17 protein-coding genes, 2 tRNA genes and 1 riboswitch are annotated in these 21195 nt (G+C 69.2%); of the genes, 14 read left to right on the top strand and 5 right to left on the bottom strand.

Features of this window, described 5'->3' with window-relative positions:
- Window positions 1-37 precede the first annotated feature (37 nt).
- The gene (locus ACAM52_RS09755; RefSeq protein ID WP_369646873.1) at window positions 38-778 is read left to right on the top strand and encodes a TetR/AcrR family transcriptional regulator; all 741 of its coding nucleotides are present in this window, start codon (window positions 38-40) and stop codon (window positions 776-778) included.
- Here the strand turns inward: ACAM52_RS09755 and ACAM52_RS09750 are convergent.
- Window positions 762-1679: a LysR family transcriptional regulator gene (locus tag ACAM52_RS09750; protein WP_369646872.1), complete on the bottom strand. Its 918-nt coding sequence runs from the start codon at window positions 1677-1679 to the stop codon at window positions 762-764. The genes ACAM52_RS09755 and ACAM52_RS09750 overlap by 17 nt on opposite strands.
- Before the next feature lie 84 nt (window positions 1680-1763).
- Between ACAM52_RS09750 and ACAM52_RS09745 the strand changes: the two genes are divergently transcribed.
- The 3 genes from ACAM52_RS09745 to ACAM52_RS09735 are packed head-to-tail and all read left to right on the top strand — an operon-like array spanning window position 1764 to window position 4998.
- Window positions 1764-2795 (top strand): tripartite tricarboxylate transporter substrate binding protein, encoded by a 1032-nt coding sequence (locus ACAM52_RS09745; RefSeq protein ID WP_307692965.1) that lies wholly within the window; start codon window positions 1764-1766, stop codon window positions 2793-2795.
- Window positions 2792-4018, top strand: a complete 1227-nt coding sequence (locus tag ACAM52_RS09740; RefSeq protein ID WP_369646871.1) for a Rieske 2Fe-2S domain-containing protein — start codon at window positions 2792-2794, stop codon at window positions 4016-4018. The genes ACAM52_RS09745 and ACAM52_RS09740 overlap by 4 nt, the downstream gene beginning before the upstream one ends.
- A 5-nt stretch (window positions 4019-4023) precedes the next feature.
- On the top strand, window positions 4024-4998 hold the full coding sequence (locus ACAM52_RS09735) for a PDR/VanB family oxidoreductase (RefSeq protein WP_255221073.1): 975 nt from the start codon (window positions 4024-4026) through the stop codon (window positions 4996-4998).
- Here the strand turns inward: ACAM52_RS09735 and ACAM52_RS09730 are convergent.
- Both ACAM52_RS09730 and ACAM52_RS09725 read right to left on the bottom strand, forming a co-directional pair.
- Window positions 4972-6903 (bottom strand): adenylate/guanylate cyclase domain-containing protein, encoded by a 1932-nt coding sequence (locus tag ACAM52_RS09730; protein WP_062472477.1) that lies wholly within the window; start codon window positions 6901-6903, stop codon window positions 4972-4974. The genes ACAM52_RS09735 and ACAM52_RS09730 overlap by 27 nt on opposite strands.
- A 125-nt stretch (window positions 6904-7028) precedes the next feature.
- Complete coding sequence (locus ACAM52_RS09725) at window positions 7029-7805, bottom strand: enoyl-CoA hydratase (protein WP_369646870.1); 777 nt, start codon at window positions 7803-7805, stop codon at window positions 7029-7031.
- A gap of 136 nt (window positions 7806-7941) precedes the next feature.
- Here ACAM52_RS09725 and ACAM52_RS09720 point away from each other — a divergent pair, with 136 nt between their 5' ends.
- Both ACAM52_RS09720 and ACAM52_RS09715 read left to right on the top strand, forming a co-directional pair.
- On the top strand, window positions 7942-8397 hold the full coding sequence (locus ACAM52_RS09720) for a MarR family winged helix-turn-helix transcriptional regulator (RefSeq protein ID WP_062472473.1): 456 nt from the start codon (window positions 7942-7944) through the stop codon (window positions 8395-8397).
- Between the two features lie 110 nt (window positions 8398-8507).
- A riboswitch (TPP riboswitch) is annotated at window positions 8508-8612 on the top strand.
- A 76-nt stretch (window positions 8613-8688) separates the two neighbouring features.
- Window positions 8689-10029 carry a cytosine permease gene (locus ACAM52_RS09715; protein WP_369646869.1) on the top strand — a complete coding sequence of 447 codons (1341 nt, stop codon included), beginning with the start codon at window positions 8689-8691 and terminating at the stop codon, window positions 10027-10029.
- On the opposite strand, the gene thiD is transcribed toward ACAM52_RS09715, so the two are convergent.
- Window positions 9974-10822, bottom strand: coding sequence for a bifunctional hydroxymethylpyrimidine kinase/phosphomethylpyrimidine kinase (thiD, locus tag ACAM52_RS09710; protein WP_369646868.1), 849 nt, complete (start codon window positions 10820-10822; stop codon window positions 9974-9976). The genes ACAM52_RS09715 and thiD overlap by 56 nt on opposite strands.
- A gap of 35 nt (window positions 10823-10857) precedes the next feature.
- Here thiD and ACAM52_RS09705 point away from each other — a divergent pair, with 35 nt between their 5' ends.
- The 8 genes from ACAM52_RS09705 (at window position 10858) to ACAM52_RS09670 (ending at window position 17278) form a co-directional block, all read left to right on the top strand.
- Window positions 10858-11964: an FAD-dependent oxidoreductase gene (locus tag ACAM52_RS09705; RefSeq protein ID WP_369646867.1), complete on the top strand. Its 1107-nt coding sequence runs from the start codon at window positions 10858-10860 to the stop codon at window positions 11962-11964.
- An 8-nt stretch (window positions 11965-11972) separates the two neighbouring features.
- A complete protein-coding gene (gene thiS / locus ACAM52_RS09700; protein ID WP_369646866.1) occupies window positions 11973-12170 on the top strand; it encodes a sulfur carrier protein ThiS in 198 nt (65 codons plus the stop codon).
- Between the two features lie 37 nt (window positions 12171-12207).
- Entirely contained in the window at window positions 12208-13017 is an 810-nt protein-coding gene (locus tag ACAM52_RS09695) for a thiazole synthase (RefSeq protein ID WP_062472459.1), read from the top strand.
- A complete protein-coding gene (thiE, locus tag ACAM52_RS09690; RefSeq protein ID WP_369646865.1) occupies window positions 13014-13973 on the top strand; it encodes a thiamine phosphate synthase in 960 nt (319 codons plus the stop codon). Before ACAM52_RS09695 ends, thiE begins: the two co-directional genes overlap by 4 nt.
- On the top strand, window positions 13970-16111 hold the full coding sequence (locus ACAM52_RS09685) for a TonB-dependent siderophore receptor (protein WP_369646864.1): 2142 nt from the start codon (window positions 13970-13972) through the stop codon (window positions 16109-16111). The genes thiE and ACAM52_RS09685 overlap by 4 nt, the downstream gene beginning before the upstream one ends.
- Before the next feature lie 115 nt (window positions 16112-16226).
- A tRNA-Asn gene (locus tag ACAM52_RS09680) sits at window positions 16227-16302 on the top strand.
- Window positions 16303-16491: 189 nt separating this feature from the next.
- Window positions 16492-16567: transfer RNA gene (locus tag ACAM52_RS09675), tRNA-Asn, on the top strand.
- Between the two features lie 258 nt (window positions 16568-16825).
- On the top strand, window positions 16826-17278 hold the full coding sequence (locus tag ACAM52_RS09670) for a hypothetical protein (protein WP_369646863.1): 453 nt from the start codon (window positions 16826-16828) through the stop codon (window positions 17276-17278).
- Window positions 17279-17317: 39 nt separating this feature from the next.
- On the opposite strand, the gene ACAM52_RS09665 is transcribed toward ACAM52_RS09670, so the two are convergent.
- Entirely contained in the window at window positions 17318-21178 is a 3861-nt protein-coding gene (locus ACAM52_RS09665; protein WP_369646862.1) for a hypothetical protein, read from the bottom strand.
- Between the last annotated feature and the right edge of the window lie 17 nt (window positions 21179-21195).

The following is a 21195-nucleotide window of genomic DNA, read 5'->3' as shown; positions in this document are numbered from 1 at the left end:
ATACAATCAATTCACCCGCTGCACAATGGCCCCATCCATGAAGAAAAAAGCCCCCGAGCCTCGCCCCCGAACGGCCGGCCGCCCCGCCGGCGGTGCGGCGTTGTCGAAGCAGCGCATCGCCGAAGCCGCGCTGGCGCACATCGACGCGTTCGGCCTCGGCGCCTTCAGCATGCGAGAGATCGCGGCGCAACTCGGCGTGTACCCGGCCACGGTGCACTGGCATGTCAGCACGCGCGAGGCCCTGCTGGCCGAAGTCGCCGCCACGGTCATGGCGCAGGTCACGCCGCCCAAGGGCACGCTCGCCTGGCAGGACTGGATCGCCGAGCTGTTCCACCGCAGCCGCGCCGCGGTGCGGCAGCACCCGAACGTGGCGCAGCTCCTCGGGGCGCAGCTGGTGTCGAACGGCAGCCTGCCGACCGAGCTGGTCGAAGGCGTGCTGGCGGCGCTGACCGAGGCCGGCTTCGACGGCGAGCCGCTGCGCGAGGCCTACAACTGCGTGATCGCCGCGATGCTGGGCTTCCTGACGATGGAGTTCTCGCCCCTGCCCGCCGACAACACGCAGGCCTGGGCCGAAGAGCTGCGCGAGCGCGTCCACACGATCCGCCCGCTCGACCATCCCGTGCTCACGCGCCACCTGCCGCAGCTGGCCAACAAGGCCTTCATCCTGCGCTGGGACAACGGCACCACCGTGCCGCTCGACAGCAGCTTCGAGCGGCACATCCAGATCACGATCGACGGGTTGGAAGCCTTCGCGCGCAGGCTCAAGCCGGCGCAGTGAGCGCGATGCGCAGCAGCGCGTCTTTCAGCCACAGCACGCCCGCATCCGAATTCGAGCGGCGGTTCCAGCAGACGACCGAGCGGTAGCCCGGCAGCTCGAAGGGCAGCGGGTGCACCGCGAGGCGATCGCGAAAGCGCTCGGCCACGCGCAGCGGCAGCACGGCGACATGGTCGGTCTGCGCGAGCAGGTCGACGATCTGGCCGAAGCTGGTCATCGCCACGCGCATGCTGCGCGTGCGCCCTTGCCGCGCCAGCACCTGGTCGATGAGGTCGTCCAGCGCCGAGCTGCCGTAGCCCAGGAACACGTGCGGCGCTTCGCAGAAGGCATCCAGCGTGGCCGCCTCGCCCAGCGTCGGGTGGCCACGACGCACCGCGACCACGTAGCGGTCCTCGTACAACAGCGCCGATTCGCAATCGCTCGGCGGCTGCAGGCGCGGCAGCACGGCCACGTCGAAGTCGCCCTTGCGCAGGCGCTCTGTGAGCGTGAGGAACGAGCTGGTCTCCCAGTGCAGGCGGATGCGCGAGCCGCAGGCCACGAGTTCGTTGGCGAGCGTCGGCAGCAGCAGGTGGCTCGCGTAGTCGCTGCCCGAGATGCGAAAGATGCGCTGCGACGACGCCGGCTCGAAGCCCTCGCCGGGCTCCAGCATCGCCGACAGGTCGGCCAGCACGCGCTCGACCTGACCGGCCAGCGCATGGGCGCGCGCGGTGGGCTCCACGCCGTGGGCCGTGCGCGTGAACAGCGGATCGCCGAAGGTGTCGCGCAGCCGGTTGAGCGAGGCACTCACTGCCGGCTGGCTCAGGAAGAGCCTGGTGGCCGCGCGCGACACGCTGCGTTCACGCATCAGGGCATCGAAGGTCCGCAGCATGCCGACGTCGAGGCTGCGGATATCACGTTGGGCCATATCTCATATTCAAAGCTTCGAATTGCCCGCGGGGCAGACTGTCCGTATCGTCCAGCGCACAAGTACAACACGACTGGAGACACGATGAATCGGTTCAGACCCTCGCCGCCCGAAGCACACGCGGCGGACAAGACGTGCACTGCGCGCCGCCATGCACTCGGTGTGCTCGGTGCCGGCTTCGCGGCCCTCGCCGCCGGCCCCGCCTTCGCACAGCCCGCGCCCTTTCCCAACCGCGTGGTGCGCATCGTGCCCTTCGGCTCGCCCGGCGGACCGATGGACGCCATCGCCCGCGTCTATGCCGAGAAGCTCAAGGCGCGCTGGAACCAGCCGGTGATCGTCGAGGCCCGTCCCGGCGCCAGCGGCACCATCGCGGCCGACGCCGTCGCCAAGGCCGCGCCCGACGGCTACACGGTGCTGCTCACGCTGCCGCTCACGCACATCAACAACGTCGTGCTGCAGCCCAAGCTGCCCTACGACCCGGTGAAAGACTTCGAGCCGCTGTCGCAGCTGGCCACGGGCGGCCCGATGCTGGTCGCCCGCGCCTCGGCGCCCTTCTCCACCGTGCGCGAATTCGTGGCCTACGCCAAGGCGCATCCCGGCGTTTCGTACGGCACCTGGGGTAACGGCTCCAACGCGCACCTGTTCGGCGAACTGCTGGCGCGCCAGAACCACATCGACCTGGTGCACGTGCCCTACAAGGCCGAGGCCGCCGCGCACAACGACATGTTCGGCGAGGCGCTGGGCGTGGCCTGGGCCAACCCCGCGACCGCACGCGGCCTCGCACAGGCCGGGCGCATCAAGGTGCTGGGCATCACGGGCCGCCAGCGCGTGCGCTCGATGCCCAACGTGCCGACCTTCACCGAGCAAGGCTTCGCAGGCTTTGACCTCGACAGCTGGATCGGCGTGTATGCGCCCGCCCGCACGCCGCAGCCCGTGCTCGACGAATGGTCGCTCGCGCTGCGCGAGATCACGAAGCTGCCCGACATCCAGGAGCGCCTGGCCGGCTACGGCTTCGAGGCGCTGGGCAGCACGCCCGCCGAATTCCGTGCCGGCTACAAGGCCGACTTTCCCCGCGTGGCGGACCTGATCAAGGCCGCAGGAGTCACCCCCGAATGAGCGCCGTCGCCCCCCCTTCCGCCACGTCCGAGTGGCAACCCATCGCTTTCGACACCGGCACCGCCTACGGCCGCAAGGCGCCCAGCCACAAGCCCGAGCTGACCGAGGTCGGCGCGGGCACGCCCATGGGCGAGCTGCTGCGCCGCTACTGGCACCCCATTGGCCTGGCCGCCGACGCCACCGACACGCCGCGCCAGGTGCGCGTGCTGGGCGAAGACCTCATCCTGTTCCGCGACAAGAAAGGCCGCGCGGGCCTCGTGCACTGGCGCTGCGCGCACCGCGGAGCGTCGCTCTACTACGGGCGCGTGGAAGAAGAAGGCATCCGCTGCTGCTACCACGGCTGGATGTTCGACGTGCAGGGCCACTGCGTCGACCAGCCCTGCGAACCCGATGGCGGCGCGCGCAGCCGCGGCCGCGTGCGCCAGCCCTGGTACCCGGTGCAGGAGCAGTACGGCCTGGTCTGGGCCTACCTCGGCCCGGCCGAGAAGAAGCCGGTGCTGCCACGCTACGACTGCCTCGAAACCATGGACGACGGCGAGACCCTGGAAGCCGACGGCAACAGCATCGGCGGCGGCGGGCCGCAGGTCATTCCCTGCAACTGGCTGCAGCACTACGAGAACGTGGCCGACCCGTTCCACGTGCCCGTGCTGCACGGCAGCTTCAGCGGCACGCAGTTCGTGGCGCTCATGGGTCAGATGCCCGACGTGACCTTCGAGAGCACCGAGACCGGCGTGACGATCACCTCGATCCGCACGCTCGAAGACGGCAGCACCTTCCGCCGCGTGGCCGGCCCCGTGCTGCCGACGCTGCGCGTGGTGCCCAACCCGCGCGTGGCCGCCTACGGGCGCGTCGAGTCGATCGGCTGGGTGCTGCCGATCGACGACCACAGTTTTCGCATCTACACCGTCGGCCGGGTGAAAAACCCCGGCGACCTTGCCCGCGTGCGCTCGCGCCTGAACGGCAAGCTGTGGGAAGAGCTGAGCGAGGCCGAGCACCGCGCCTTTCCCGGCGACTACGAGGCGCAGGTGAGCCAGGGCGCCATCACCGCGCATTCGGAAGAGCACCTGGCCTCGTCCGACCGCGGCATCGTGATGCTGCGCCGGCTGCTGCAACGCCAGCTCGACGCGCTGCGCGAAGGCCGCGACCCGGCCGGCGTGAGCTTCGACCCCGCGGCGGCGCCCGTGCAGTTCGAAGCCGGCAACTTCCTCGTGCCCAAGGAATGAATGGCGTGTCGAGCGGTGCGGGCATCGCGGTGCGGGTGGCGCGCAAGACGGTCGAGGCCGAGGGCGTCGCCGGCTTCAGGCTGGTGCCCGTCGATGGCGAGCGCTTGCCGGCCTTCACGCCGGGCGCGCACATCGACGTCGCATTGCCAGGCGGGCTGGTGCGCCAGTATTCGCTGTGCAACGCATCGGCCCCTGACGACGAGGGGCACTACGAGATCGGCGTGCTGCGCGACGCCGCCTCGCGCGGCGGCTCGCGGGCGATGCACGACACCGTCCATGAAGGCTCGGTGTTGCAGATCGGCCTACCGCGCAACCTCTTCGCGCTCGACGAAAGCGCAACGCACAGCCTGCTGCTGGCCGGCGGCATCGGCGTAACGCCGCTGCTGTCGATGGCGCAGCGGCTGGCCACGCTGGGGGCCGACTTCGCGCTGCACTGCTGCAGCCGCTCGGCGGCGCGCGCGCCCTACCGGCGGCGGCTCGAAGACAGCGCGTTCGCGCACAAGGTGTTCTTCCACCACGACGACGGCCCGCCCGCGCAGCACCTCGACCTCGCCGCCACCCTCGGCCGTCCGGCGCCGGGCCGACACGTCTATGTCTGTGGCCCCTCGGGCTTCCTCGAGGCCGTGCGCACGACCGCACGCGCCCTGCACTGGACGGACGCGCAGGTGCACTTCGAATCGTTCTCCGGCGCCGCACCGCCGGCCGATGGACAAGGCAGCTTCGAGGTCGAACTGCACCGCTCGCGCCGCGTCGTCCATATTCCCGCGACGATGACGGTACTGGACGCGCTCGCCGCCGAGGGCATCGAGATCCCGGTCTCTTGCGCGCAGGGCGTCTGCGGCACCTGTCTCACGCGCGTGCTCGCAGGCGAGGTCGCGCACCACGACCTCTACCTGACACCCGCCGAGCAGGCGGCCAACGACTGCTTCCTGCCCTGCTGCTCGCGGGCGATTTCACCTAGGCTGGTGCTCGACCTCTAGCAGCTCGTAAAGCACCATCCGCGTCTGCCGCCCCCGCAGCTCGATCTGCTCCTCGATGCGCCGCGTGGCCAGACGCCCGCCCAGGCCTTCGAAGGTCGCCTCGGACATCAGCGTGCGCGTGCCCAGTTGCTTGTTGGTGCCCTCGATGCGGCTGGCCGCATTGATCACGTCGCCCAGCGCCGTGTACGACAGCCGGTCGCTCGAGCCGAGCACCCCGGCGATCACGACGCCGGTGTGCATGCCGATGCGCGTGCGAAAGGGCTGCAGCCCCTCGGCCTGCCAGCGGCGGTTGAGCTCGGTCATCTCGGCGTGCAGTTCGAGCGAGGCCGCGCAGGCGTGGTACTCCGCGTCGGGCAGGTCGGTGGGCGCGCCCCACAGCACCATGATGCCGTCGCCCATGAACTTGTCGATCACGCCGCCGTGGCGCGCGAACACGCGGGTCGCGAGGTTGAAGTAGTCGGTCAGCTGCCGCATCAGCACGTCGGCCGGCATCGATTCCGCGATGGCCGTGAATCCTTCCACATCGGTGAACATCGCGGTGATGCGGCGCGGCGAACCGTTGGGTTCGAGGGCATGCCCTTCGGCGATGAGCTGGCGGATCACGTCCACCGGCACGAACTTGCGAAAGGCCTGCAGGCTGCGCGCGGATTCGTCCAGCGCCTGGTTCAGGTGCTGGATCTCGAGCACGCGGCTCGACTCGCGCGGCAGGTCGTCGAGCTCCAGCCGCCCGATGCGCCGCGCCGTGCGCGAGAGGCTTTCGATCGGCGCGGTCACCAGCTTCGACAGGCGCAGCGAAATGAAGAGCGCGATCGCCAGGAACGCCAGCACCAGCAGCAGCGACCACAGCACATTGCGATGCAGCGCACCCAGCAGCGCCTCTTCGGGCTCCCAGCTCACCAGATGCCAGTCGGTGGCGGGAATGCGCGAGGTCTGCACCTGGTAATGCATGCCCTCGTGCACGAGGGCAAAGGCCATGTCCTCGGTCCAGCCGCGGCTGCCGTTGGCCAGCATGTGGGTGTGCAGCGCGCCAAGCACGCCCTCGTCGGGGTCTTCGAGCACGCGCACGGAATGCGGGTGGTCGCTGCGCGCGATCACGTGATGGTCGGCGCTCAACAGCGCGCTGTGGCCGTGGCCCGTGCCACCGAACAGGCGCACGAGGTTGGAGAGATGCCCCAGCGACACGCTGGCGACCGCCACGATCGTCTGCGTGACGCCCTCCTCGTCCTGCCGCCGGCTCGGCCGCGCGTGGCTCACGCCGAGCTCCTTCATCGAGGGCAGCACGAAGGGCGCGGTCCACACGGCGCGCTGCGCCTTCTCGGCCTGCGTGAACCAGTCCTGGTGCACCGGGTCGTCCTCGCTGCGGAATGCCTCGATGCGCGTTGTCTCATAGCGCCGCCGCGGGTCTTCGTCGCCGTCGCTGTCGGGCGGCGATTTGTACTCCCAGGTCTCGGTGGTGGTGCGCCCTTCGCGCAGCACCTGCCGCACCACCGACACGGGGTGGCGCATGGCCATCAAGAAATGGCCGTCGTCGCTGCCCACGCCGATGCTGTCGATTTCGGGTGTCTGTTCCAGCGCGGCCCAGAGCAGCTCGGCGGTCTGCTCGCCGTCGTGGCCCGCCGGATGCAGGTCGGGCGTGTGGGCGATGGCGCGCACCAGGCCCTCGGTCTTGGCCAGGAAGGCGAGGATGTTGTCCTCTACCCGGTCGTGGTTGACCTTGTGCGCCGACTCGCCCACCTTCGACACCAGCTTCTCCGCCCCCCAGTAGCCGAAGGCCACCAGCAGCAGCGACTGCAGCAGCGCGACCGCGCAGATGATGGTGCCGACGTCGACCCGGAAGCGCCGCAGCCGCGCGTGAGGTGCGGGCGATGAGGCCGGTGGTTCCGGGTGCTTGCGGTCGTCTGTCATGTGTGGGGAGCCTCCAGGGCATTCGAAGGCGCCCTCGTGGCGGAGATTCTCACCCGGGCCGTGGGCCCGCGGGCCGGCGCATCACGGGTCGGCCGACATCTGGACGATGACCGGCCCGCTTGCCGCTACGCCGCAGTCTTTGAGAAGTCAGGGGCCCGCTTCTCGGCGAACGCCGTGAAGGCTTCGCGCGCTTCGGGACTCTGGAGGCGCTCCACGAACTGTGCGCCTTCGAGGTCCATCTGGGCTGCAACGGCGGCGCCTTGCTTCATCAGGCCCTTCGTCAGCTTCAACGAGCCCGCGGCACGGCTGGCGAGCAGCTCGGCAACCTTTTGCGCCTCGCCGTGCAGGTCCGACACGGGCACGACCCGGTTCGCGATGCCCCAGGCCAGGGCCTGCGCAGCGGACACCGGCAGGCCCAGCGCGAACATCTCGTAGGCGCGAACATGGCCGATGCGGGCAGGCAGCAGCAGGCTCGACGCCGCCTCGGGGACCAGCGCCAGATTGACGAACGGCGTGGACAGCAGCGCATCTTCGGCAAGCACCACGAAGTCGCAATGCAACAGCAAGGTGGTCCCCACGCCGACTGCGCGCCCGTTGACCGCCGCGATCAGCGGGCGTGTCGAACTCGCCAGTGCACGCAGGAAGCGAGCGACATGGCGTTCTTCGTTGTCGGCCTTGCCGGCAGCCACGGCAGCGAATTCGCCCAGGTCGTTGCCCGAGGTGAACATGCCGCCTTCGCCTCGAATCACGATGGCCCGCACGGACGGGTCGCTCTCGGCGCCTGCGATGACATCGGCCAGGCGGCCATACATCGCATTGGTCAGTGCGTTCATCTTCTCCGGCCTGGCCAGCGTGAGGGTCAGGACACCCTGGGTGGATTCGACGGTCACGTGTTCGGTCATAGGTTCTCCTGGTTGCCCTCTCGCACCGCGCGAGAGGGATGGCATTTAATTCGCATGCGAAGTATATGCTTCGTGTGCGAAATAAATACGGATAAGATGTAACCTGCCGCGCCTTCGCTCAGGCCACAGGAATCCGATGAAAGCTCAAAAAAAATACAGGCTGGTGTTTCTTCTGAACGTCGCCCAGCGGGCGGTGCAGCGCTGGAAAGAAACCCGCGGCGACGCCCTGCCCGCGCTGTCGGCAGCCCAGGCCGGCACGATGTTTTTCCTGTCGACCAACGATGGCGCCCTGACGGGAGAAGTCGCGCAGGCACTGAACATCGGTGCCCCGGCCATGTCCGGCCTTGCCGCCCGGCTCGAAAAGGCCGGCTACCTGACCCGCGCGCAAGACCCGAACGACGGGCGCGCATTCCGCCTGTACCAGACCGAGGAAGGACGGCTTGCCGGACAGCGTGCAAAGGCCGGGCTCGGCGCGTTGAACGCACGGCTGACCCAGGGTTTCAGCGACGAAGAGATGGCAATCGTCGGCCGGTGGCTCGAATCGGTGGTCGAGAATTTTTCCGCCGAGGGGGCGGGAAAGCACGAGGAATAGGCCCTCGGCCCCGGCACGCCATCGGTGCGGCGGGTGCAAGGCCCGCTGTGGCCGGATTCTTCCGTGCGCAGGAACTTTTCGGTGCGTCTGCGACACACGCGCCTAAAATGACATTTCGCTAGGGGTGCTGCACCGGTTTCGACCGGTGTGGCTGAGAAAGTCCCTTTGAACCTGACTGAGGTAATCCTCGCGCAGGGAAGCTGGTCCGGTGGCCTGTCGCGTTGTCTCGCGCGACGGCCGCGCCACTGGAGCCTCGCCCACCTGCCAAACCTTTTGCACTGGAGCAAACGGATGGCACACAACGACAACGACAGTTCCGCTTCGTCCGGCAACGAAGCGCTCACGCCCCTGCCCGCCTCCCGGCGCGTCTTCGGCTGGCACGACCACGCCTCGCTGTGGTTCAGCCTCGGCGTCGGGCTGCTGGTGATGCAGATCGGCGCCTACCTGGTGCCGGCCGTGGGCACGCGCGACGCGGCGCTGGCCATCGTGCTGGGCTCGCTGCTCGGCGCCGGGCTGCTGGCCTGGACCGCGCGGCTGGGCTGCGAAACCGGGCTGGCCAGCGCCGGCCTGATGCACGCCACCTACGGCAGCGCCTTCGCGCGGCTGCCGGTGCTGCTCAACATCGTGCAGCTGGTGGGCTGGACCACCTTCGAACTCGTGATCATGCGCGAGGGCACGCAGGCCATCGGGCAGCAGGCCTTCGGCCCCGCGCTGGGAACGGCCTGGGGCGGCGTGCTGACCACGCTGCTGTGGGGCGCGGTGCTGCTGGCGCTGCTGGCCGGCTCGATGGTCAAGCTGGTGCGCCGCTTCGTGAGCCGCTTCGGCCTGCCGCTGGTGGTGCTGTCGCTGCTGTGGCTCAGCTGGCAGTTCGCGACGCAGTTGCACGCCAAGGGCCTGGACGCCTTCTGGGCCCGGCCGGGCAACGGCAGCATGGGCATGTTCAGCGCGCTCGACCTCGTGATTGCGATGCCGGTGTCGTGGCTGCCGCTGGTGGCCGACTACGCGCGCCACGGCAAGCGCAGCGCGGCAGGCGGCCTGGGCAGCGCGTTCAGCGGCACCTGGATCGGCTACGCGCTCGCCAACATCTGGTGCTACGCACTGGGCGTGATGGTGGTGAGCGTGGCCGAGCCGGGCACCAGCCTCGTCATGGCGCTGCTGCTGGCGCAGGGCGGGCTGGTGGCGCTGGGGCTGATCCTCATCGACGAGCTCGACAACGCCTATGGCGACGTGTACTCGGGCTCGGTGTCCACGCACAGCCTGCTGCCGCGCTGGAGCGTGAAGCGCTGGGGCCTGCTGCTGGCGGTGCTGTGCATCGGCCTGGCGCTGGTGCTGCCGATGCACACGCTCGAACCCTTCCTGCTGCTGCTGAGCTCGGTGTTCGTGCCGCTCTACGGCGTGATCCTGGGACGGCTGGGCAGCGGGAACGCCGTGTCGACAAGCGGCACGCGCACCATCGACTGGGGCGCGGCGCTGATCTGGCTCGCGGGCATCGCGGCCTACCACGCGCTCGCCAAGTGGGCGCCGCAGTTCGGCTCGGCGTTGCCGACGCTGGCGGCGACCTTCGTGCTGGCCTGGCTCAGCCGGCCGACAGCGGCACGCGGTGGGTCGGCACTGGCGCAAAGCCGTGGTTGAGCGGACCGTGGCCCGCGCCGACCAACACATCCGCACCGGCGCGCATCGCGCCGAGGATGTACGTGCGTGCGCGCTCGACCGCCTCGGGCAGCGCCAGGCCCAGTGCCAGGTGCGCGGCGATGGCCGACGAGAGCGTGCAGCCGGTGCCGTGCAGGTTGCGGCTGGCGATGCGTTGCGACGCGAGTCGCTTGCGCGCGCCGCTGCGCTCCAGCAGCACGTCGACCACCTCGTCACCCGGCAGGTGGCCGCCCTTGAGCAGCACGGCCTTGGCACCGAGCGCGAGCAGTTCGTCGGCCGCGCCGTCGAGCGCGTCGATGCCGCCGATGGCATGGCCGACCAGCGAGGCGGCTTCGTCGAGGTTGGGCGTGACCACCACGGCGCGCGGGAACAGCTCGCGCACCAGCACCTGCACCGTCTCGGCCGCGATCAGGCGGTCGCCGCTGGTGGCGATCATCACAGGGTCGAGCACCACGTTCTTCAGCTGGTAGCGGTCGATGGCCCAGGCCACGACCTCGACCACCTCGGGCGCGTGCAGCATGCCGAGCTTGACGGCGTCGACGCCGATGTCTTCCACCACCGCCTGGATCTGCGCCTTCAGGAAGTCGGGCGGCACGCCGTGGATGCCCGAGACGCCCACCGTGTTCTGCGCAGTGAGCGCGGTGATGGCCGTCATGCCGTAGCAGCCGAGGGCCGCGAAGGTCTTGAGGTCGGCCTGGATGCCGGCGCCGCCGCCGCTGTCCGAGCCGGCGATGGAGAGCACGCGTGCGTAGCGCTGGGTGGGTGCTTGGGTCATGTCGAAAATTATCGGCGAGCCGACGGAGGTGCCGCATGAGCGCACCGCATCCCCTGCCTTTCGGCTCGGCCGCGATCCTCGGCGCGGGCCTGATGGGACGCCTGCTCGCGGTCGAACTGGCACGCGCCGGCTGCCGCGTCGACCTGTACGAAGCCGGCAGCCCCGAGGCCGAAGGTGCGGCCGCGCGCGTGGCCGCGGCCATGCTCGCGCCGCTGGCCGAATCGGCCGTGGCGCCGGTGTCGGTCGTGCGCATGGGCCAGCACGCGCTGTCGCGCTGGCCCGAGCTGCTGGCGCCGCTGGCTCAGCCCGTGTTCTTCCAGCGTGAAGGCACGCTGGTGCTGTGGCACCGGCAGGACGCCGCCGAGGCCACGCGGCTCGCGGGCGTGCTGGCGCGCACCGGTGCGCAGGTGCCCGAGCTGGCGCCGATGCAGGCGCTCGACACCCCCGCCGCCATCGCCGCGCTGGAGCCCTCGCTGGGCACGCGCTTCGCCCGTGGCCTGTACCTGCCGGGCGAAGGCCAGCTCGACAACCGCGCGCTGCTGGCGTCGCTGCGCGCCACGCTGGAGGCCGATGCGCGCGTGACGCTGCACTGGCAGTCGCCGCGTGCCCCCTCCGACTTTTCGCCCGGCACGGCGGGCCAGCCCGACTGGGTGATCGACTGCCGCGGCCTGGGCGCCAAGCCGCAATGGAACGCGCTGCGCGGTGTGCGCGGCGAGGTGATCCGCGTGCATGCGCCCGAGGTCACGCTGCAGCGCCCCACGCGCCTCGTGCATCCGCGCTATCCGCTGTACATCGCGCCCAAGCCCGACCACCTGTTCGTGATCGGCGCGACCGAGATCGAGTCGGACGACCTGTCGCCCGCCAGCGTGCGCTCCACGCTCGAGCTGCTGAGCGCGGCCTACGCGGTGCACAGCGGTTTTGCCGAGGCACGCATCGTCGAGATCGCGACGCAATGCCGGCCTACGCTGCCCGACAACCTTCCCGCCATTCGCCAGCCGCAGCCGCGCGTGCTGCAGATCAACGGCCTGTACCGCCACGGTTTCATGATCGCGCCCGCCCTGCTCGACGCGGCGATGGAACTGCTGGCGCACGGCCGCGCCACGCTCGCGCGCGGCTTCGGCATGGACGTGCCCGACGCATGACAACAACGATGAACATCCTGATCAACGACAAGCCCTGCACGCTGCCCGAGGGCGCGCTGCTCGCCGACGCGCTGGCCGTGCTGCAGGCCGTGCCGCCTTTCGCGGTGGCGGTGAACCGCGAGTTCGTGCCGCGCTCGGCCTATGTCACGCACCCGCTGCACGCCGACGACCGCGTCGAGGTGATCCGCCCAGTGACCGGCGGCTGAACGACACCACAGAGACAAGACGATGGAGACGACAACCATGACCAATCCCGACCCGCTGGTCCTCTACGGCCAGACCTTCCACAGCCGCCTGCTGCTGGGCACCGCGCGCTACCCCTCGCCCGACGTGCTCGAGGCTGCTGTGCAACGCGCCCAACCCGCGATGCTGACCGCCTCGCTGCGCCGCCAGACCGCCAGCCAGGGCTCCGGCAACAGCGACCTCGGCAACGGCTTCTGGGAGCTGCTGCGCAAGCTGGCCGTGCCGGTGCTGCCCAACACCGCCGGCTGCCACAGCGTGCAGGAAGTGATCGCCACCGCGCAGATGGCGCGCGAGCTGTTCGACACACCGTGGATCAAGCTCGAGCTCATCGGCGACGACTACACGCTGCAGCCCGACACGCTGAACCTCGTCGATGCGGCGTCGCAGCTGATCCGCGACGGCTTCCATGTGCTGCCGTACTGCACCGAAGACCTCGTGCTGTGCCAGCGCCTCGTCGATGTCGGCTGCCAGGCCGTGATGCCGTGGGCCGCGCCCATCGGCACCGGACGCGGGCCGGTCAACCCGTACGCGCTGCGCCTGCTGCGCGAGCGGCTGAAGGTGCCGATGCTGGTCGACGCGGGCCTCGGCCTGCCCTCGCATGCGTGCCAGGTGATGGAGTGGGGCTACGACGGCGTGCTGCTCAACACCGCCGTCGCGCTCGCACAGGAGCCGGTCGCCATGGCCGGCGCGTTCGCCGATGCAGTGCAGGCCGGCCGCGCCGCCTACCGCGCCGGCGCGATGGCCGCACAGGACGCCGCACAGCCCAGCACGCCCGTGCTCGGCACGCCCTTCTGGCACCACGCACCATGAACCCCATCGACACAACCAACGCCCGCGCCGTGGCGCAAGCCATCGTCGCGGCCCACGGCCTGCGCTTCGGCGCGGCAACGTCCACGGCTGTGAGCGGCGCGCCGCGCTTTTCGTCGGACGACGCCGTCTACCGCGGCGCGAAGCAGGCCTGCACCGCGCTCGGCTTCATCGAGATCGACGCCGAATGCCTCGCCCATGCGTGGCGCGCGCAGACCGAACGGCGCAGCCAGTTCGACGCGTCGGCATGGCCCGATGCGCCGGTCGATTTCGGCATGGGTCCGTTTCCGCCGACCGCGCGCGCCGACGCCTTTCCGCCCTGCCCCGAACGGCTCGGCCTCTATGCCGTGCTGCCCGACGCGGCGTGGGTCGGCCGCATGGCGCGCGCCGGCGTACCGACGGTGCAGCTGCGCTTCAAGTCGGACGACACCGAGGCCGTCGCGCGCGAAGTGCAGGCCGCCGTCGACGCGGTGCGCGGCACCGATGCGCTGCTGTTCATCAACGACCACTGGCAGGTCGCCATTGCGGCCGGCGCCTACGGCATCCACCTCGGACAGGAAGACCTCGACGCGCTGTCGCCCGATGAACTGCAGCAACTGCGCGCCTCGGGCCTGCGGCTCGGCGTGAGCACCCATGGCTACGCCGAGATGGTGCGCGCCGACGCGGTGAGCCCGAGCTACATCGCGATGGGCGCCATCTACCCGACCACGCTCAAGAAGATGGCAACCGCGCCGCAGGGCGTGGCGCGGCTCGCGGCCTACGCGCGGCTGCTGCGCGGCTACCCGCAGGTGGGCATCGGCGGCGTCGATGCCGTGCGGCTGCCCGAGGTGCTTGCCACCGGCGTCGGCTCGGTCGCCGTGGTGCGCGCGCTGGTCGCCGCCGACGATCCCGAGGCCACGGCCGCGCAATGGATGACGGCGATGCACGCCGCCCACAGTTCCCCTGAACGCACAGAATGAACGCTCGACTTTTCTCGCACTCCCCACTTTCGCGCGCGCTTGCCGCCGCCCTCCTCACTTTCGGTGCTTGCGGCGCGCATGCGCAGTCTTCATCGCAGGCATTGCCCGAAGTCACCGTGAACGACGGCGCCGCCGCGCCGCAGGCCGAGATCAGCGGCTTCGGCGACGTGCCGCTGCGTGAACTGCCGCTGTCGGCCACGGTGATCGACAGCCAGCAGCTGCGCAGCAGCGGCGCACGCCGCCTCGCCGACCTGACGCAGTTCGACGCCTCGGTCACCGACGCCTACAACTCGGCCGGCTACTGGGACTACCTCACGGTGCGCGGCTTCGTGCTCGACAACCGCTTCAACTACCGTCGCGAAGGCCTGCCGATCAGCGCCGAGACGGCGATCCCGCTGGACAACAAGGAGCGCATCGAGATCCTGCGCGGCACCAGCGGCATCCAGGCCGGCACCAGCGCGCCGGGCGGGCTCGTCAACTACGTGGTCAAGCGCCCGACGGAGCAAGACCTGCGCACCATCCGCCTCGAAACCACCAGCCGCGGCAGCGTGCTGAGCGCGCTCGACGTCGGCGGGCGCTTCGGCGAGAACCGCCAGTTCGGCTACCGGCTCAACGTGGCCGGCGAAAAGCTCAAACCGCTCACGCACAACCTGGACGGCAGCCGCCGCCTCTTCTCGCTCGCGGCCGACTGGCGCATCACGCGCGATTCGGTGCTCGAGTTCGAGGTGGAGCAAAGCCACAAGCAGCAGCCGAGCCAGAACGGCTACAGCCTGCTGGGCAACACGCTGCCCCGACCGGTCGATCCGCGCATCAACCTCAACAACCAGCCGTGGTCGCAGCCCTCGGTGTTCAAGGCGCTGACCGGCACGGTGCGCTTCAGCCAGGCGCTGAATGCCGACTGGCGCTGGAGCGCGCAGATCGGCCAGCAGCGCCTGAAGACCGACGACCGGCTGGCCTACGCCTTCGGTTGCGGCGCCGAAGGCAACTACGACCGCTACTGCTCCGACGGCACCTTCGACGTGTACGACTTCCGCAGCGAGAACGAGCGCCGCACGCAGACCGCGGGCAGCCTGAACCTCAAGGGCAACGTGATGACGGGCAGCGTGCGCCACGAGCTGGGCTTCGGCCTGCTGCAAAGCCGCGTGCGCAACCGCTTCCAGGACCAGGCCTACAACTACGTCGGCACCGGCAACATCTGGGCCACCGCGATGACGCCGGCCGACCCGCGCCTGACCGACGCCAACACCAACCGCAACGAGCGCTCGACCGAGCTGTCGGTGCAGGACGCGATCCGCTGGAACGACCGCTTCACGACCTGGATCGGCGCGCGGCACACGCGGCTGTCGCGCGACAGCATCCGCACCGACGGCTCGCGCCCCACCGGCTACAGCGACAGCATCACCACGCCGTGGATCGCGGCCAGCTACACGATCCAGCCCGGGCTGCTCGCCTATGCGAGCTGGGGCAAGGGCGTCGAATCGCAGGTCGTGCCGAACAAGAGCTCGCAGTACGCGAACGCCGGCGAAGCGCTGCCCGCGCTGCAATCGCGCCAATGGGAGCTCGGCCTGAAGGGCGGCGACGCGGCGTTCAACTGGCAGCTCGCGTGGTTCGACATCTCGCGCCCGATGACCAACCTCGACCTGTGCGGCGCATCATGCACGGTGCGCAACGACGGCCGCGCGGTGCATCGCGGCCTCGAAGCCGGCGCGCAATGGACCGGCGGCCCGTGGCGCCTGGGCGGCAGCATGGCACTCATCGACGCCAAGCGGCGCGGCAGCACGGCCGCACCCGAACTCAACGGACAGGCACCCACCAACGTGCCCAAGCAGGTGCTGCGCGCGCAAGCCGGCTACCGCTTCGCGTCGGTGCCGGGCCTCGAGCTTGCGGGACAGCTGTCGTACGAAGGCCGTCGCAACGTGCTGCCCGACGGCTCGATCCGTCTGCCGTCGTGGACGCGCCTGGATGCGGTGCTGCGCTACGACACCAAGCTGGCCGGCATGGCCACGAGCTGGACGCTGGCCGTCGACAACCTGTTCGATCGCCGCTACTGGAAGGAATCGCCCTACCAGTTCAGCCACGTCTACCTGTTCCCGGGGGCGCCGCGCACGCTGCGCCTGGGCGTGAGCATCGCGATGTGACGACATGAGTGGGGTGCTTCGTCTTCGTCATCGCGGCGTCGTTGCCACGAATTCGTTGCGCCGGCGCCGCGTTGTTTTGGAAGCTCCAAAAATCACGCTATAATCTAAGGCTTGTTCCTCGATAGCTCAGTTGGTAGAGCGCCGGACTGTTAATCCGTAGGTCCCTGGTTCGAGCCCAGGTCGAGGAGCCATCACAAAGCCGCAAGGCCTCTGGAAGGCCCGCTACTCACAAGGTAGCGGGCCTTTTCATTTGTGAGACGACCGCCGAACGAAGACGCGCACCAAGCGATGGAAAGAAATCGCCCCACGCACTTCGATTGGCAAAAATTGAGGGTCGCCGTTCAGAACGGCGATTCCATTGAATATAATTGAAGGCTTGTTCCTCGATAGCTCAGTTGGTAGAGCGCCGGACTGTTAATCCGTAGGTCCCTGGTTCGAGCCCAGGTCGAGGAGCCACCATTTGCTGAAGGCCCGTTACTCACAAGGTAACGGGCCTTTTCGCTTTGCGGCCCTTTTGCTTTGGCGCCACACATCGGCCGCCGCCTGCCCGCTCGCGGGCCTGTCCGACACGCGGGCCTCGCCCTGCGTGCAAAACTCCCTCTTTGTTAACGGCTTCTGCTGCCCTGCCCCGGGCAAACCCGTGCACGCGACGCGCCGCTCAGGCGTTGTTTGAGCTTCAGTCATTCACAAATAACAACCATCAAGGGCATCACGATGAAACTCACAAGAATTCTTCTGGCCGCCGCCGTGGCCGCCGCCGTGGCCGCCGCCACCTTGCCCGCCGTGGCGCAGGTGTCCGTCAATATCAACGTGCCCGGCCTGATCCAGGTCGCGCCGCCCGCACCGCGCTACGAGCCCGCGCCACGGCCGCGCAGCGGCCAGGTCTGGGTGCCCGGCCATTGGCAGTGGAACGACCGCGCCTACGCGTGGCGCCCCGGCTACTACGTGGCAGCCCGCCCCGACTACGCCTACGCCCCGGGCGGCTGGGTGCGCGCCGATGGCGGCTGGCGCTGGCGCGAAGGCGACTGGCGCCGCGCCGAGCGCCGTGAGGAACGCCGCGAAGACCGCCACCACCGCCGCCATGACCACGACCGCTACGACCATGACGACGATCACCGCGGCGGCGGCCACTGCCCGCCCGGCCAGGCGAAGAAGGGACGCTGCTGATAGCAGCAGCAGCTTGCGCGCCTGCTGACGCGCAAGCCCTCAGTTCACCGTCACCCTGAACCGCACGCTGCCCGTGCCGCCGGGCGCGAGCTGCCCGGTGAACTTCCAGTCCAATGGCCCCGTTCCGCCCGGCGCTTGTGCGGCCGCGCATGCCACGGCCGGCGCAGGCAATGCATTGGCCGGCGTGCGCTTCATGCATGCGGTCAGCGTCGCTGGGGTCGCGCCTTCCTGCGAGGCGACGAAGCTGGTGTAGACCGGCGTGACGTCGCTCACCGTCAGGCCGCTGATCGGCGTTGCGCCGTTGTTCGTGTAGGTGATGCGGTACTCGAGCGTCTCGCCCGACTTGGCTTCGTTGTTGAGCCCGAAGTCGCCGTTCTTCGTCAGGTTGCGCACTTCCTTCTTGAGCTCCAGCGCCGTGCTCGACACGGTCGTGGTGTCGAGCACGAGGTAGCTCGCGCTCAACGCGGGTGATGCGTTCGTGAACACGAAGCTCGCCTGCACCGAGCGCTTGTCGTTGTAGCCCGCGAGCGCGCTGGCCGGAATGAACTCCTGCACCACCACGCACAGGTTCTGCCCTGTCGTCACAGGCCGGGGCACCGCCGGCGGATAGAGCACCGCGGCGCCGGCCTGCAAGGCACCGGTGCAGCCCGGGTCTTCGTAGATTTTTGCGCTCCAGCCGTCGATCGGCGGTGTGGCCGCCGCGCCGGCCACGCCGAAGCTCACCGTCCCGCCGGTCTGCGCCACGAAGGTGTGCGCATGGCTCACGCTGCTGCCGGGCGAGCCGGTGCGGGCGCTGTCGGCGCCGAAGCGGTTGAGGGCCACGTCGCCGAAGTTCAGCTCGCCGGCCCGGGCTTCGTTCCATGCAAAGGCGATGTGGTCCGGCGCCCCCGCGGCGGTGCGCGTGTAGGTGTAGGTCCGCCCGCCCACGGCCACGCCCGTGCCGGAAGGCAGCGGCGTGCTGCCGGCCGACGCCCCCGTGGACAGATGACCCGCCGGCGTGCTCTCTTCGACGCACAGCGGATCGCCGTTGGACGGCGACGAAGGCTGCGACGGCACCTCCAGGCGGTAGTGGCCCAAGCCGTCGGTCACGGCCGTGGACCACACACCCGCGCCGCAGTTCGTGAGCCGCATCCGCACGCCCGCCAGCCCGGCCTCGCCGCCGTTGGCCACGCCGTCGTTCGGCACGCCCGCGCCGCTGCCGTTGTCGTTGAAGACGCGGCCGGTGATGGCATGTGCATCGCTGTTGACGAAGGTGCATCGGATGTCCGCGCCCACCACCATCCATTCGGCGGGAATCGTCAGCACGTTGCCTGCCAGCACCACCGGCGGTGCCTGTGCCGCGGCGGCCGGCCTGGAACCCGACGCCCCGCGAATGGGCGACGGCGCAATGAGGTCCTTCAGGTCGTAGCAGCTGGCACTCACCGGATTCACGGGCCAGCCGGCGGGCGACGTTTCGGTAATGGTCGCCGGGACGCCGACCTTGCCGGTGATCGTCTGCGCGCCAGCACCCTGCCCCGGCACGGTGACCGTGATGGTGTCGCGGGCCACGCTCAGGCCCGACAGCGCAAAGTCGAAACGATGGGTGCCGGAACCGCTGATCACTTCCTTGGCGATGCGAAGTTTCGGGTCCCCCAGGCGGACGGCGACCGGCGGCGTCGTGTCATCACAGATCGACTCGTTTGGTGTGGCTGTGCATGCCGGATCGCCGCCGCCACTCAGGTTGACGGTGTTCGTTCCCCCCTGCGGCCCCACGGCCGCGGCATCGACGTGCACGGGAATCCGGATCTGAAACAAGCCCGGCGCGACCCCCGCAGCCACGCTGCAACGGACGATCGCGGAGCCCGCCGCAGAGCAGCCGCTCAGGACACCCGTGGTCTCGATCGCGAGCAGCACGGGCGGCCCTGCCAGCGTGATGCCATGGGGCAACACGTCCTCAAGCACGAGCGGCGCAGTGGTCGGTCCGTTCTCCACCCAGACATCGACCTCATAGAACTGCCCCGGCATTCCCACGATCAATGAATTGGTGCTCGCGTATTTCAACGCCATGATGTGAGGCGCAGGGGCCACGGGTGTGGTCGCCGCACTCACGCATGCCCCCGCTGCGTTGCAGGCAGGGTCCCCGCCACCCACGGCCGTGGCCACGTTGGTCACGCTCGGCCTCGCCGTCGCCAAGGGCGTCACCGGGACGACGAACGACGCGGACGTTGCCATGCCCGCAGGCACCGTGCACGTCACGGCCTGCCCGGCCCTGCTGCAGCCCGCAGGCAGTGCACCGATCGCCAAGGAGGCGGGAATGGTGTCGGTGATGACGCTGTTCGCCGTGGTCGTGCCGCCGTTGGTGCTGCTCAGTTTCAGTGTGTAGCTGGCCTGCGCGGCAACGGCGAACTGCGCCACATCAGCGATCTTTTCGAGTTTCAGCGTCGCTTGGGGCACCACGCGCGTGGCCGGCGTGCTCGCATCGCACGCCTCTGCTGGCGCCGCCGTGCAGGCGACATCTCCACCGCCGCTGAGATTCACCATGTTCGTGCCGCCCGTTGCGCCCACGGCCGACGCGGCGACGTTCACAGGAATCCGTATTTCGAAAGTGCCGGGCGCGATGCCCGCCGCCACGCTGCAGTTGGTCGTGTTCGATCCCGAGGTCGGGCAACCACTCAGCACGCCGTTGGTCGTTCCCGCCACCAATGTCGGGGCCCCGCGCAGAGTGACACCCGGCGGCAAGGTGTCCATCACCGAGATCGGCACCGTGGTCGTGCTGTTGGCCACGGTAACGAGCACAGCGTAGAACTGGTTGGGCGCCCCCACCACCAGCGGGCTGGCGCTGACCGTCTTGGTCGAGGTGATGACGGGCGGAGGCGTAGGGGCCACCGGCGTGGTCACCGTGCTCGTGCACGCCCCCATGTCGTTGCACATGGCGTCTCCCCCCCTCGATACCGTGGCCGTGTTGGTCACGCTGGGCACGGCAGAAGGCGGGGGCGTCACCGGAATGACGAAGGACACGGACGATGTGAGCCCTGGGGGCACCAGGCAACCGACGTTCTGGCCTATTCGGCTGCACCACGGGGGAAGGTCGCCGATGGTCAGCGAAGACGGCACGTTGTCGGTCACCACCATTTCGGAAGTGGTCGCGGTGCCACTCGAGTTCGTCAGCGTGAGTGTGTAGCTGGCGGGCTGGCCGACGACCCATGGGGCCGCGCTGGCTTCCTTCTTGAGCGCCAATGGGGGAACTGGGAGGTTTTCCACGAAGAAGCACACCAGGTTGTCCGACCCATTCGGCTGACCGTAGAGTGGCTCGTGCGAGAGCGTGACGGAAGACACGGATGTTCTCGAAATAAGGGCCCATGCAGAGGCCCCATGACCGAACGAGGTGGCGAGTTCCGCCCCCTCAAGATTGCCGTCTGCGTCGATTTTTACCGGCGCAAGGGCCCTAAACTCTGTGGCCGATAGATCGGAGATAGGCGTCGTGACCTCCGCCGCAGTGAACGGATAGTGGTTTCCGTTGACGGACACCGCCATCTTCTCGCACCCAAGTGGGTTGCAGTTGAGCACGTACGTTCGAATGCTCAGGTTCTTCACCGGCACAGAAAAATTGAACGTGCATGCCTCCCACGCGTTGAAATCTCCCAGCCAGAGATAAGTACCCCATGGGCGCTTGTCCTCCACCCTGCATGCACCCTCCGTGGTGACAGCGACTTCCCCGTAGGTTCCGCTCTTCCATATACATAGCTCCGCAGCCGTGGCCTGCGTGCCGATCAGCAGCGAGGTCAGTGCCAGAAAGACGACGCCGCGCAAGGCATGAAAGAAGTGCGCCACGCCTTTTGCAAGCGCCATCGCACGCGTCCGCACGGGCAGGCAGCGAAGCGCCGTCGCGCAGCGCATCGAATCAGTTTTTTGCATTTTCATTGGCCATTCCTCCGCGA

Source organism: Variovorax sp. V118, assembly GCF_041154445.1.
In the GTDB taxonomy this organism is placed as follows: Bacteria; Pseudomonadota; Gammaproteobacteria; order Burkholderiales; family Burkholderiaceae_C; genus Variovorax; species Variovorax boronicumulans.
Note: the sequence above shows the minus strand (reverse complement) of the source record. Positions and strands in the feature narration are given on the sequence as shown.